The 13,542-nt window shown below is 64.1% G+C and carries 11 protein-coding genes; 2 read left to right on the top strand and 9 right to left on the bottom strand.

The features are described 5' to 3' along the window. Positions 1-61 precede the first annotated feature (61 nt). From BJ994_RS05115 to BJ994_RS05105, 3 genes are all read right to left on the bottom strand, one after another. Positions 62-2,347 carry a polyribonucleotide nucleotidyltransferase gene (locus tag BJ994_RS05115; RefSeq protein ID WP_167995867.1) on the bottom strand — a complete coding sequence of 762 codons (2,286 nt, stop codon included), beginning with the start codon at positions 2,345-2,347 and terminating at the stop codon, positions 62-64. Between the two features lie 265 nt (positions 2,348-2,612). Beyond that, positions 2,613-2,882, bottom strand: a complete 270-nt coding sequence (rpsO, locus tag BJ994_RS05110) for a 30S ribosomal protein S15 (RefSeq protein WP_167992168.1) — start codon at positions 2,880-2,882, stop codon at positions 2,613-2,615. A gap of 119 nt (positions 2,883-3,001) precedes the next feature. Further along, on the bottom strand, positions 3,002-3,994 hold the full coding sequence (locus BJ994_RS05105; protein ID WP_167992166.1) for a bifunctional riboflavin kinase/FAD synthetase: 993 nt from the start codon (positions 3,992-3,994) through the stop codon (positions 3,002-3,004). A 252-nt stretch (positions 3,995-4,246) separates the two neighbouring features. On the opposite strand from BJ994_RS05105, the gene BJ994_RS05100 reads away from it, so the two are divergent. Then, positions 4,247-6,199 carry a hypothetical protein gene (locus BJ994_RS05100; RefSeq protein ID WP_167992164.1) on the top strand — a complete coding sequence of 651 codons (1,953 nt, stop codon included), beginning with the start codon at positions 4,247-4,249 and terminating at the stop codon, positions 6,197-6,199. Here BJ994_RS05100 and BJ994_RS05095 read toward each other — a convergent pair. From BJ994_RS05095 to truB, 4 genes are all read right to left on the bottom strand, one after another. Then, complete coding sequence (locus BJ994_RS05095; protein WP_167992162.1) at positions 6,196-6,873, bottom strand: DUF4345 domain-containing protein; 678 nt, start codon at positions 6,871-6,873, stop codon at positions 6,196-6,198. The two genes, BJ994_RS05100 and BJ994_RS05095, sit on opposite strands and share 4 nt — an antisense overlap. Before the next feature lie 103 nt (positions 6,874-6,976). After that, positions 6,977-7,435, bottom strand: coding sequence for a hypothetical protein (locus BJ994_RS05090; protein WP_167992160.1), 459 nt, complete (start codon positions 7,433-7,435; stop codon positions 6,977-6,979). A gap of 53 nt (positions 7,436-7,488) precedes the next feature. Further along, positions 7,489-7,863 carry a hypothetical protein gene (locus BJ994_RS05085; protein WP_209066623.1) on the bottom strand — a complete coding sequence of 125 codons (375 nt, stop codon included), beginning with the start codon at positions 7,861-7,863 and terminating at the stop codon, positions 7,489-7,491. Beyond that, a complete protein-coding gene (gene truB / locus BJ994_RS05080; RefSeq protein WP_342450290.1) occupies positions 7,860-8,810 on the bottom strand; it encodes a tRNA pseudouridine(55) synthase TruB in 951 nt (316 codons plus the stop codon). The genes BJ994_RS05085 and truB overlap by 4 nt, the downstream gene beginning before the upstream one ends. A 102-nt stretch (positions 8,811-8,912) precedes the next feature. Between truB and BJ994_RS05075 the strand changes: the two genes are divergently transcribed. Continuing rightward, complete coding sequence (locus BJ994_RS05075; protein WP_167992155.1) at positions 8,913-10,058, top strand: pyridoxal phosphate-dependent aminotransferase; 1,146 nt, start codon at positions 8,913-8,915, stop codon at positions 10,056-10,058. Between the two features lie 35 nt (positions 10,059-10,093). On the opposite strand, the gene rbfA is transcribed toward BJ994_RS05075, so the two are convergent. Together rbfA and infB are read right to left on the bottom strand one after the other, a co-directional pair. Next, positions 10,094-10,540: a 30S ribosome-binding factor RbfA gene (rbfA, locus tag BJ994_RS05070; RefSeq protein ID WP_167992153.1), complete on the bottom strand. Its 447-nt coding sequence runs from the start codon at positions 10,538-10,540 to the stop codon at positions 10,094-10,096. A 139-nt stretch (positions 10,541-10,679) separates the two neighbouring features. Then, positions 10,680-13,511, bottom strand: a complete 2,832-nt coding sequence (gene infB, locus BJ994_RS05065) for a translation initiation factor IF-2 (RefSeq protein ID WP_167992151.1) — start codon at positions 13,509-13,511, stop codon at positions 10,680-10,682. Positions 13,512-13,542 lie beyond the last annotated feature (31 nt).

Genomic DNA, 13,542 nt, shown 5'->3' with positions numbered 1-13,542 from the left:
CAGCGGCTCCACGGCGAACGTGAATTCACCGCGGAGCCGCTGGTTTGGTTCAGAGGGTGCGCTAGTTCTCGTCGCTGCCTTCGGCCGGCTCCTGCGCGTGGGCGCGCGAAGCGTCGTCACCGACACCGCCAGCGGACTCGTTCGCCGGGTCCTCCGCGACGACAGGCGAGAGCGAGAGCTTTCCGCGGTCATCGATCTTGGTGATTTCGACCTGTACCTTCTGGCCTACGGAAACCACGTCGTCGACGTTGTCCACACGCTTGCCACCGGCGAGCTTCCGCAGCTCGGAGATGTGCAGCAGCCCGTCCTTGCCGGGAGTGAGCGAGACAAATGCGCCGAACGTCGTGGTCTTGACGACCGTGCCCAGGTAGCGCTCGCCGATCTCAGGAACCTGCGGGTTCGCAATCGCGTTGACTGCTGCTCGTGCTGCCTCCGCCGATGAGCCGTCGGTGGCCCCGATCAGGACCGTGCCGTCGTCTTCGATCGAGATGTCGGCACCGGTGTCTTCCTGGATCTGGTTGATCATCTTGCCCTTGGGGCCGATGACCTCGCCGATCTTGTCCACGGGGATCTTCACCGAGATGATGCGCGGAGCAAACTCGGAGAGCTCATCCGGCGCATCGATCGCAGCGTCGAGGACCCCGAGGATGTGCAGGCGGGCTTCGCGGGCCTGCTTCAGCGCGGCGGCGAGCACTGAGGCGGGGATGCCGTCGAGTTTGGTGTCCAACTGGATGGCGGTCACGAACTCGGAGGTACCGGCAACCTTGAAGTCCATGTCGCCGAACGCGTCTTCGGCACCGAGGATGTCGGTGAGCGCAGCGTAGCGGGTCTGGCCGTCAACCTCGTCGGAGACCAGGCCCATGGCGATACCTGCAACCGGCGCCTTGAGGGGCACACCGGCGTTGAGCAGCGACAGGGTCGAGGCGCAGACCGAGCCCATCGACGTCGAACCGTTGGAGCTGAGCGCTTCTGAGACCTGACGGATGGCGTAAGGGAATTCCTCGCGGCTGGGCAGGACCGGGACGAGGGCGCGTTCGGCAAGGGCGCCGTGTCCGATCTCGCGACGCTTCGGCGAACCGACGCGGCCGGTCTCGCCCGTGGAGTAAGGCGGGAAGTTGTAGTTGTGCATGTAGCGCTTGCGGGTCACAGGCGACAGGGAGTCGATCTGCTGCTCCATTTTGAGCATGTTCAGCGTGGTGACGCCCATGATCTGGGTCTCACCGCGTTCGAAGATCGCCGAACCGTGAACCCTCGGAAGGACCTCGACCTCGGCGGTCAGCTTACGGATGTCGCTGAGGCCGCGGCCATCAATGCGGACCTGGTCGCGAAGGATCCGCTGACGGACAACCTTCTTGGTCACGGAGTTGAACGCTCCGGCGATTTCCTTCTCGCGGCCTTCGAACTGTCCGGCGAGGGCCTCAATGGTCTCGGTGCGGTAGGCGTTCGCTGCATCTTCACGCTCCTGCTTGTCGGCGATCGTGAAGATTTCCGCCAGACGGGAACCGGCAGCACTTTCAACCGCCGCGAAGACGTCGTCCTCGTAATCCTTGAACACGGGGAACTCGACCGTCGGCTTGGCAGCGCGGCCGGCGAGGTCCGACTGTGCCTCACACAGCGCGCGGATGAACGGCTTGGCGGCCTCAAGACCGTCAGCGACAACCTCTTCGGTGGGAGCAGTGGCGCCGTCCTCCTTGATCAGGGACCAGGAGTTGTCTGTGGCTTCGGCCTCGACCATCATGATGGCGACGTCGTCTCCGACAATGCGGCCTGCGACCACCATGTCGAATACTGAATTCTCGAGCTCGGAGTGCTTTGGGAAAGCAATCCACTGATCTTCGCCCTTGCCATCCGATACCAGTGCAACGCGAACACCGCCGATCGGGCCGGAGAACGGCAGGCCGGACAACTGAGTGGACATGGACGCCGCATTGATGGCGACGACGTCGTACCGGACGTCCGGGTTGATCGCCAGAACCGTGACGACGATCTGGACCTCATTGCGCAGGCCCTTCACGAAGGCCGGACGCAGCGGGCGGTCCATCAGCCGGCAGGCGAGGATTGCCTCGGTGGACGGGCGGCCTTCGCGGCGGAAGAACGAGCCCGGGATTCGGCCGGCAGCGTACATACGCTCCTCGACGTCCACAGTCAGCGGGAAGAAATCGAAGCCCTCACGCGGGGACTTTCCGGCAGTGGTGGCAGAGAGGAGCGCGGTGTCCTCGTCAATGTAAACCATGGCAGCGCCTGCGGCCTGCTGGGCGACGCGCCCGGTTTCGAAGCGAACAGTGCGCTGGCCGAACCGACCGTTGTCAATAACGGCTTCGGCGAACTGGATTTCGGGACCCTCCAAGAGAGTCACCTCCGTTTCTTATGTGGCGGAGGCAGGCGGCGTTCTGCTGAGCAACGCCGTTAGGACGGGTTGTGGCACCCGGTCTTCGATCGAGGTCCACGGGACGTTCCCAAGTGGGACGTCCCGGAGACCACTACCGAGGACCGCGAATGCCTGCATGTCCGCCTGGCTCCTGGTTATGAAGTTCTTCTACGAGCGGCACAACTGCCGCCAAAAGATGGAAGGCGGCTCCTTCCCTGTGGGAAGGTGCCGCCTCACAGTCTATCTAACGACGCAGGCCGAGGCGCTCAATGAGCGTACGGTAGCGCGTGATGTCGGTGTCATGCAGGTAATCCAGCAGACGACGACGACGACCCACCAGAAGCAGCAGACCACGACGCGTGTGGTGGTCGTGCTTGTGCATCTTGAGGTGTTCAGTCAGGTCGAGAATGCGGCGGGAAAGCATCGCAATCTGCACCTCGGGCGAACCTGTGTCACCTTCAGAGGTTGCGTATTCCTTGATGATTTCCTGCTTCAGAGCGGCGTCAAGTGCCACAAATAACTCCTATGAGTTGTACCGTGAACAAAGAGATGCCGGCGCTCGTGTCGAAAGCTTCCGAGTTGAGTCCGGCTGTGGTCCAGCAACCACGGACTGCAGCAGGACCGCAGATAACTTTACCCGTAGGCACGCTGTTCTGTCGAAAGGACCTTCCGGGTCTGATCGACGTCGAGACGCATCTGTTCGACCAGCGCCTCCGGTCCACGGTAGGCGACCATGCCGCGTAATCGCCGCACGAACTCGACGACGACGGTCTGCCCGTAGAGGTCGAAGACGTCGATTTCCTCCAGAGGCCGGTCAATCACGTGCGCCTCGACCTGCCGGCTGAGGCCGTCAAACGTCGGATTCGACCCGACCGAAATTGCGGCGGGCCAGCGCACCTGACTACTGTCTATCAGCCAGCCGGCATAGACGCCGTCCGCCGGTACATAGCCGGTGGAAGCGGAAGCGAGATTGGCTGTTGGAAAACCGAGGGCGCGCCCCCGCGCCGCGCCGTGCACCACCTCGCCGCGCATCCGGTGCGGCCGGCCCAGGATGCGCGTTGCAGTGCTGACATCCCCAGCCTCCAGTGCCTCACGCACCCAGGTGGACGAACAGCGGCGCTCTCCCGCCGCCGTCGTGCTGGTGCGCAGACTTGAGCCGTAGTCGTCGATGACGATGACATCGAAACCAAGTTGCTCGCCGAGCGACTGCATTGTGGAGAGATCCCCGGAATTAGCCCGTCCGAAGCGGACATCGTGTCCGATCACAACCGCCTTGGCGCGCAGACCCTCGACCAGCACCGAGCGCACGAATTCCTCGGGCGTCAGTGCAGCGAGCTCCAGCGTGTAGTGCATCATGAGCAGGGCGTCGATCCCGGTGTCCCCAAGTGTCTCCGTCCGGTCCTGCAGGCCCATGATGAGTTCGGGGGCGCTGTCCGGGCGGTGAACCTGCGCCGGGTGCGGGTCGAAAGAGATAACGACGGCGGCAGCGTTTCGTTCGGATGCGGCGCTCACCAACTGCTCCAGAACTACCTGGTGACCGCGGTGCACGCCGTCAAAATTTCCGATGGTGAGAACCGATGGACCAAAGCCGTCGGGCACATCGGCCAGGTCTCTCCAGTAGAACACGCATCTCCTTGGCTGTTGGAAGGGCGGCTCGCCGGCCGCACACCGTCCTTTTCATTATGGCTGATGGTTGCCATGCCCCCCGACCTCCCGCATCAGTGGGTGAGACACGTCTCCTCCTCCACATTCACGGTGATTCATGCGGGTTGTCCACATAGCGTGCTCCCGGCGCGCATTGCACCGGCTCACGGCATCACAGTAGGTGTTGCTGCGCCCACGTTTCTTCGGCACAGCCCATACCCATGAGGAGGACCTGTGTCTTTTGTTTCTGTCGCCTGTGCCGGGGCGCGCCGTACCTGGCTCGGCACCCTTGCCATCTTCGGCGTCGTGCTGCTGGTCGTGTTGACGTTTCTGCTGCCGCCGACGCCGGGTGCCCACGCCGGGCCTGTCGGCGGTGGGTGGAACCGCGCGGCAGGGCTGGATGGTGCCGAACATTTCGTCGGGCAACATGTGAATTCGGACGGCGTCGTGGCATACTGCACCGACTTTGAGCGGCTCTCCCCTCCGCATGCGGACCGGTACGACGGCGGCCACGCAGGCGCTTTCACACGCAGTGACGGCACTCAGCTGAGCGCCAAGGAGAACGCGGCGCTGTCCTATCTGCTGCATCGTTGGGGCAACACCACCGATAACGCCACCGCTGCGTCGGTTCAACTTGCCGTCTGGGCATTGACCTCTCCGGGTATGCAGTGGGACTCGGCCGGCATGGCGCGCGTCCTGACTGCAGAGCGGCTGCCCGTGGAGGTCGTGGAACGGTCGCGGGCCATGACCCGCACGGCTCTCTCCGAGGCAGGGCCGTACCAGGTTCGGATCAAGCTGAAGGAGGAAGGCGCCGATGGCGTTATCGCTGCACTCATCGAGGTGGCGGGCGCTGACGGCACACCCGCGTCAGGGCTGGCCGCGTCCGTGAAGCTCACCGGCGCGTTCGCGTTTCAGGAATCAGCCGCGCGCACATGGACCACCAGTGACCAACCTCGCGAACTCACCCTCAAGCGAACCGGATTCGGCAGCGGTGCGCTCACCGTGTCTGTTCCACGCACGCCGGCAGCAGGAGTCAAATGGCTCGTGCCTTCCCGCAAGGACGTGCAGCGGCTGCTGACCGCCGCCGTCGTCGAGCCGCGTGACGCGGCGGCAGCAATCGCGGATCTCCCGGCGTTCCGGCCGGCCGTGCAAACACAGACCTCGGCGGCACGCACTGACGTTGGGACCAGCGTCCACGACGTCCTGGAGGTCTCTGCGGGTGATCCGTCCGCGGAGAGTTCGGCTGATGCGGTGCCATGGATGTCCATGCCGCCAGGCGGCGAAGCTGTGTCCGTGGAAGTGGTTTCGACGTTGTGGGGACCCCTGGATGCTCCACCTGTACTCGCGGAAAACGTCCCTGCAGGTACGCCGGCTGTCGGCACCGTCACCACTAGGGTCGATGGACCGGGAACCTACTCGACGCCGACTCTGACGGTTCCCGCACCCGGGTGGTACGTCTGGACGGAAACCATCGATCCGGGCAGCGCGAAACCCGCTGAAGCGGCCGCCTACGTAATGGGCTGGCAGGGAAAGTACGGAATTGCAGCGGAGACAACCTTCGTGCCGTGGTTGCCACAGGTACAGACCACCTTGTCAGCACATGAGGCTCAGGTCGGGGACAGTGTCACTGACGGCGTCACCCTTCAGGGGTTCGGTACGCGGCCCGAGGGCTCACCCGGTACTGTCCTGCTATCCATGTACGGGCCGTTCAGTGAACCGCCGGTGCTCGACACCCAGGTGCCCGCGGACGCTCCCCTGCACTCGGAGTCGGGCGTTCCCGCGTTGAACGGAACCCATACCAGCGGCCAATTCGCTCCCTTAATGGAACCGGGATGCTACACAGTAGTGGCTCGTTACCCTGGAGATGAATACACCAATGCGTTCGTGTCGCCCTTCGGGGAACCCTCGGAAACCGTTTGCGTGCATCAACCGGCAACACCGGTTGAACCGTCGGCGCCGGAGGCGGAGGTTTCCCCGGAGCCGGAGCCCTCGGAAAGCGCCGACGCTGCTCCAGCCGAGACGGTCACTCCCCCGGCAGCACCGCCCGCGGCAACTCAGCCACGGCCGGAACTCGCCCAAACAGGCCTGAGGACCGAAGTGGCAGCAGGTGCGGCGATGGCACTTGTCGGGACGGGTCTGGCCCTCGTGCAGTTGACGTCCATGCGCCGCCGCCGGGCGCGAACCTAGGAGCGGGCTGCGTATTCCTGCCGCATCTCGCTGGTCTTCGCAATGTACCGGTGCCACACCAACAAAGTAGCGGGAAATGCCAGCTCAACCACCATAAGAATGATGAGGAGGAAGTGGGGTGTGCCCGAGAAAGCCCAGGAGAGCACACGTCCGATCCCACCGATGAATACCATGAGGCACACGAGCCACAGCATGTTGGCCCATTGGAACTTGATGGCGATCGTCACGAAGGCCGCGCCGACCCCGATCATCATTGCGGCGAAGAAACGGAACTGGTTCTCCAGCGTGGGGTTCACTGCGCCGTCGCCGGTTTCGGGAAGCCCAGCTGTGCCGGTGATCAAGTAGTAGGTCCCGAATCCGGCGATGACCAGACCAACAAGTACGACGACGGTCCGGAAGACACTCCAGTCGTTGCCTTCTTTGGCTGTCTTGGTGTTGCCGGTCACGTTCTTATTGCGCTTGTTCGACTCCCCGGTGTGGTTCGGCTTGCCGGCATTACTCGGCTTGCCTGCCTCATTCAGCCCGTCGATCTTGCCCGAAGTCGCCCTGTCGCGGGCCGACGCGCCACCGCTCGCGACAGGATTCGGGGATCCGGTTGCGCTCTGCCGTTCACCTGCTGCTGTCGGCGTTGTCCGCCCATCCCGCGGCGAATTCTCTGGGGTGCTACCACTCATGACGCTCCCTCACCTTCCCAATGTCCTATGGATAATGCCTCTGCAGCCATACTCTCACCCCTGGCATCCAGACAGTAGGAACGTGTGGAATTTCGGTGATGCGTCAGTCAGATCCTGTTGAGTCTTTGGACGCTGCCCGGGGTCGGTGCCGGTACAGCCACCACAGGCCGAGCACCGGAAGCACCAGCGGAACAAATCCATAGCCACGTCCGTAGATGGACCACACAGTGTCAGCGGGAAAGAGGACCGGATCAAGAATGCTGAGCGTACCCACCGTGAGCACACCCACCAGTTCCAGACCTACCGCCGCGACGGAAAGCCTGTACCAGTGACGTCCTGACCGGCTCAGCGAAATGGTTGCGAACACGTAGACCGCGGCGGCCAGCGCAGTCAGGGTGTAGGCCAGCGGTGCTTCCGAGAACTTGGTCACGATCTGGAACAGCGCACGTGCACTTGCCGCGAGCGCAAAAACCCCGTACACCGCAATCAGCAAGCGTCCGGGGCCCCGGCTGAGAGCGCTGCCTGAGGCGCCGGTGGATTCCCCTGTATTGCCAGCCGTCACTTTGCCCTTCTTGGTCCCGCCCGCCGAATTGTCGGTAGGCTCGCTACCTCTCCTCATACCGGCACCGCTCCGTCCCAGATTTGCTCCATCCGCACCAGCATCACGAATACCGTCACACCAACCGCTCCCAGAACGAGGTTGCTCCACCGGGACCGTTCGAGGATGGCCCACCAAAAAGCACCAACCGGAAGCAGCAGCGCAGTCACCAGATATCCCCAAAACTCCCATGGTTCCCCAGCTACCGGCTCGCCCCCCAACTGTCTGAAGACCGCGCCTGCGAGATATGCCAACAGGAAGAGTTCAACCGCGGCGACCGCGAGTATGGTGACGTCGTTCGGCGGCTGCCGGATGATCGCCGCACCGATGCACAGCACGCTCGACAGCAGGCACACGATCGTACCGATGACGAAGAAGCCGTCCACGATCATGCGCCGCCACCGCCCTGCCCCGGTGCGAAAACGAGCACAGGTTTCGCTTCCTCCCCCCGGTCCTCAAGCAGTGCCACCAGAGTCCCGTCCGGAGCGAAACCGGCGATCGGCCGGTTGTCCGCCGCGGAGGATTCGTGAGAGGTTAGTCCCCCCCGAACCGTTCCAGAAGCGTGGATACGCCTGCCGTGCGACACATCGTCGGCTTCTGATTCGCTCAACTCCCGCGCCGGGAAAAGCGCACGTGCTGCCTGATCAATACCGAGAACGCGAAAATCGAGTGCCAGGTCATCGAGCGTCGCTGCCTGTTCCAGCGAATACGGTCCTACTTCACAGCGCCGTAAGGCGGTCAGGTGGCCTCCGACTTCAAGCGCGGCCCCCACATCGCGGGCCAAGGCCCGCACATAAGTTCCGGAACTGCATTTCACGCTCACGTCGACGTCCTGCACTTTTCCGCCGTCGATGCGCCGGATGTCGTGAATCTCGAAACGATGGATTGTCACCGGCCGGGCAGGGAGCGTCACGTCTTCCCCTGACCGTACCCGCGCATAGGCACGCTCGCCCTTGACCTTGATGGCGCTGACGCTACTTGGAACCTGGTCAATGCTCCCGGTGAGCGCCGCGACGGCCGACTTGATTGCATTAGGTGACACCGCGGCAGCACTTGCCTCCGAAACCCCTTCGCCCTCGGCATCGTCAGTAACGGTCGACTGCCCCAACCGGATGGTGGCGGAGTAAGTCTTCGAAGTCCCGACGATATAGGTCAGCAGCCGGGTAGCCCGGTTGATTCCGACCACTAGAACACCGGTCGCCATCGGATCGAGTGTGCCCGCGTGGCCGACCTTCCGGGTGCCGGCCAATCGCCGGATTCTCCCGACCACGTCATGGCTGGTCCAGCCCTGCGGCTTGTCCACAATTACGAGTCCTGACTGGACCTGCCCCGAATTCACGCCTTTCAGTATAGGTTGAGACAGTCGATCCGCTTTCCCCGCGAGGGCTGTCCTGGATTCAGACCGCACCCCGCGAAACCGGCTCGGCGATACGATGCCCCTATGCCCTCCATCGCAGCCCATGTGAAACAAGTGCCGGCCAACCAGATCCGGGAGATTACCCAAGCGGCGTGGACGCGCCCGGACGCCATAGTGCTCAGCATCGGAGAGCCCGCCTTTCCCGTCCCGCGGCACATACTCGATGCCGGGATCGCTGCACTGGACCGCGACGAAACCAACTACACGCCTAACGAGGGCCTCACTCCCCTCCGCAGCGCATTCGCAGCCCGGTTCGGCGACCGCAACGGCATCGAACTCGATGCGTCCCGGGTCTATGTAACGGCCGGCGCGCAACAAGGGCTTCACCTCGCGATGAGCATGCTGCTGGGCGCCGGCGACGAGGTCCTCATCCCCAATCCCGGCTACCCCACCTTCGGGATGACGGCACGGCTGGTGCATGGCGTACCGGTGGACTATCCCCTGCGGCCCGGTAACGGGTTCCAGCCACAGGTCCGCGATCTCGAAGAACTCGTCAGCGATCGCACCCGCGTGCTCGTCCTGAACTCGCCGTCGAATCCGCTCGGTGCGGTCTTCAGCGAGAGCCTGACCCGGGACCTCGTTGCTTTCGCCGAACGCCACGATCTGTGGATCCTCTCGGACGAATGCTATGAAGCGTTCACCTACGACGTCCCGCACGTGAGCCCCGCTCGCTTCGATGAATCGAGCACGCGTGTAATCACCTCCCTGACCCTGTCGAAGACATACGGGCTGACGGGCCTTCGGATCGGTGCCCTGATTCTGCCTGACGGACTGGGACCCCAGTTCAACGCCGTCATGGAATCAATCGTCTCGTGTGTGGGGGCATCACCCCAATACGCTGCGGTCGCTGCACTCACCGGACCAGAGGACTACATCGAGACGGCCGCCGCCCACTATCGGTCTAATCGTGATGCCGCGACAGCGGCGCTCAGAGCCCTCAACATTGAGTTCCTCGATGCGCAGGGCGCGTTCTACCTGTGGGCCGACCTGTCACACGCGACGGGCGGCGACGTGCGTTCGTGGGTGCATACATTCCTCGCCGAAGAAGGCGTCGCAGTCGCGCCCGGCACAGCGTTCGGATCAAATGGCGAGGGTTGGATACGCCTTGCCCTATGCACTGAAACAGAAAGCCTGCTCACTGGTGTGAGCAGGCTTCCGCGCCGTTCCTGAGTTAGCCGGCCGAGGACCGCGCCGATCTTCCTTCGCTAGCGGGGATCGTCACTTTCGTCGTCGTCGCCGGGCTTGCGATACGGATCGGCTTCGCCAGCGAAGGCGGCTTTTCGCGCCAATTCGGCTACTTCCGCATCGCGTTCCTTGGCTGTACGCAGCAGTTCCTCGAGGTGGCTCGCGTTCACGGGGATCTCGTCCGGCACGAATTCAAGGGTGGGCGTGAGCCTTGCAGTGATGTTCCGGCCGACCTCCGACCGCAGGACACCCCTCGCCGATTCGAGCGCCTTATGAACCGCCGCCTGCTCCTCGGCTTCGCCGAGGACCGTGTAGTAGATCGTGGCGTGCTGCAGGTCGTTGGTCACCCGTGCATCCGTGACGGTCACGGCCTCAAGCCGCGGGTCTTTCACCCGCCGACGAAGCGCCTCGGCAACAATCACCTTGATGCGCTGGGCCAACCGCGCCGCGCGTGCAGCGTCTGCCATGACTTCTCCTTAGCTGTGTCGAACTGTCCAAGAGTGTCCCCAAGAGTTTGGAGAGTAGAACGACGACGGCGCGTGCCGCCGTCGTCGTCGTGGGTGGAAGGGCGGAGCCGCTGGACAAGCGGCCCCGCCTCCGGCGAACCTAGACCCGCGGCTTTTCGCGCATCTCGTAGGTCTCCACGATGTCGCCTTCCTTGACATCGTTGAAGGACCCGAGGCCGATACCACACTCGAAGTCCGTCCGGACTTCGGTGGCGTCGTCCTTGAAGCGTCGCAGCGACTCAACGGTGAGGTTGTCGCCAACCACAACGCCGTCGCGGATCAGACGTGCCTTGGAGTTCCTGCGGATCACGCCGGAACGGACGATCGAGCCCGCAATGTTGCCGAACTTGGAGGACCGGAAGACTTCCCGGATCTCCGCAGTACCGAGCTGCGCTTCCTCGAACTCGGGCTTGAGCATGCCCTTGAGTGCAAGCTCAATGTCATCGATTGCAGCGTAGATGACGGTGTAGAAGCGCAGGTCCACGCCCTCGCGGTCGGCGAGTTCAGCCACCCGCTCGGCCGGCCGGACGTTGAACCCGATGATGATCGCGTTGTCGACCGTTGCGAGGTTGACGTCGTTCTGCGTGATGGCACCGACACCGCGGTGGATGACGCGCAGGGCGACTCCTTCGCCCACATCGATCTTGAGCAGCGAGTCCTCGAGTGCTTCGACAGCACCCGAAACATCGCCCTTGAGGATGAGGTTGAGGGTGTCGACCTTGCCCTCCGCAACGGCCTGGTCGAAGTCCTCGAGGCTGACGCGCTTGCGGCGCTTGGCCAGCGCGGCATTACGGTCCGCAGCCTCACGCTTTTCAGCGATCTGGCGGCCTGTGCGCTCATCGGGGGTGACGAGGAACGTGTCGCCCGCTCGCGGGACCGTCGAGAGACCCAGCACCTGCACCGGACGTGACGGGCCTGCCTCGCTGACGTTGTCGCCGTCCTCGTTGAACATCGCGCGGACGCGGCCGTGAGCGACACCCGCAACGATCGTGTCGCCAACGTTCAGCGTTCCGGACTGGACCAGCACGGTGGCAACCGCACCGCGGCCCTTGTCCAGGTTCGCTTCGATCGCAATGCCGCGTGCGTCCTTGTTCGGGTTGGCGCGCATATCGAGCGCAGCATCCGCAGTAAGCAGTACTGCCTCGAGCAACTCGTCAATCCCGTCACCCTTGAGCGCTGAGACATGCACGAACATTGTCTCGCCGCCGTACTCTTCGGGTACCAGGCCGTACTCGGTGAGCTGGCCCTTCACCTTGTCGGGGTTGGCGCCTTCCTTGTCGATCTTGTTGACCGCAACCACGATCGGCACATTTGCTGCCTGCGCATGGTTCAGGGCCTCAACAGTCTGTGGCATGACGCCGTCATCTGCGGCGACCACCAGTACGGCGATGTCGGTAACCTTCGCACCACGGGCACGCATGGCGGTGAACGCCTCGTGGCCCGGGGTATCGATGAACGTGATCGGACGATTGTCGCCCTCATGCTCATGGTCGATCTGGTACGCACCGATGTGCTGGGTGATTCCGCCGTGTTCGCCGGCAACGACGTTCGACTTGCGGATTGCATCCAGCAGCCGGGTCTTACCGTGATCGACGTGGCCCATGACAGTAACTACCGGCGGGCGCGCCTCGAGCTGTGCATCACCTTCGGCGTCGAGTTCAGCGTCCAGGTCGATGTCGAAATTCTCGAGCAGCTCGCGCTCCTCGTCCTCCGGCGATACAACCTGAATCTTGTAACCCAGTTCCGCGCCGAGGACCTCGAAAGTGCCTTCGTCCAGCGACTGCGTGGCCGTAGCCATCTCACCGAGGTGGAACAGCACCGTGACCAGTGCCGCCGGGTTTGCATCAATCTTCTCGGCAAATTCGGTAATCGAGGAGCCGCGACGCAGGCGGATAACGGTGCTGCCGTCGCCGCGAGGTACGCTGACGCCGCCCAGCGATGGGGCCGACATCTGCTCGAGCTCTTGCCGCTTCGCCCGCTTCGACTTGCGCTGCTTGCCGCGGCCTGCGCCTCCCTTGCCGAAAGCTCCGGCTGTTCCGCCGCGACCGCGGCCGCCCTTGCCGAAGCCACCGCCGACAGGGGCGCCTCCACCGCCGCCCGGTCCGCCACCGGGACCACGACGAGGAGCGCCACCGGGAGCGCCACCGCGGCCGGGCGCCGCAGGACGTTCAGTCCGGTTCGGCATCATGCCCGGCGTTGGACGTGCACCACCGGGACGCGGAGCGCCCGGACGCGGGGCACCCGGTCGGGGTGCTCCGGGACGAGGGCCGCCAGCACCTGCCGCGGGACGGGGTCCGCCCGCACCGGCCGCGGGGCGCTGGCCTCCGCGCTCGTCATCGCGACGACCGCCGGGACGGGGCATTCCCTGCGAGGTGGCAAACGGATTATTGCCGGGACGGGGACCGCCGGAGCGATCGCCGTCGCCACGTCCGCCGCGGGGCATTCCCTGCGAGGTGGCAAAAGGGTTATTGCCAGGACGCGGGGCACCGGTGCGGTCCGCTCCCGGACGGGCCGGCGCCGGACGCGCTGCGGCAGGCTTGGGAGCGGGCTTGGTTTCGGAGGTGCCGCCCTCTGGCTGCCCTGATCCCGACTCTGCCTTCGGGGCTTCTGGAGTCTTGAATGCCGGGGCTGCCGGCGCCTGCTCGGCGGGAGCGGCGGGAGCCTTTGATTCGGCAGGTAGGTCATTGGCAACCGGAGCCGCAGCGGGCTTCGGCGCAGCAGCCTTGGGGGCTGGCTGCGGTGCCTTGGCGGGAGCCGTCGATTTGGCTTCCTGGGCATCGCGGAATGCGCCGCGAAGTTTCTTCACGACGGGCGCTTCGATAGTTGAGGATGCTGACCGGACGAATTCGCCCAGTTCCTGCAGCTTGGCTACTGCATCCTTTGAGGTAATGCCGAGCTCTTTTGCAAGCTCGTGTACGCGGACCTTGGCCACATTTCTCCTGTCTCGGTCCGCACCGAGTCAG

Origin of the sequence: Arthrobacter pigmenti (assembly GCF_011927905.1) — a bacterium.
GTDB lineage: Bacteria > Actinomycetota > Actinomycetes > Actinomycetales > Micrococcaceae > Arthrobacter_D > Arthrobacter_D pigmenti.
Note: the sequence above shows the minus strand (reverse complement) of the source record. Positions and strands in the feature narration are given on the sequence as shown.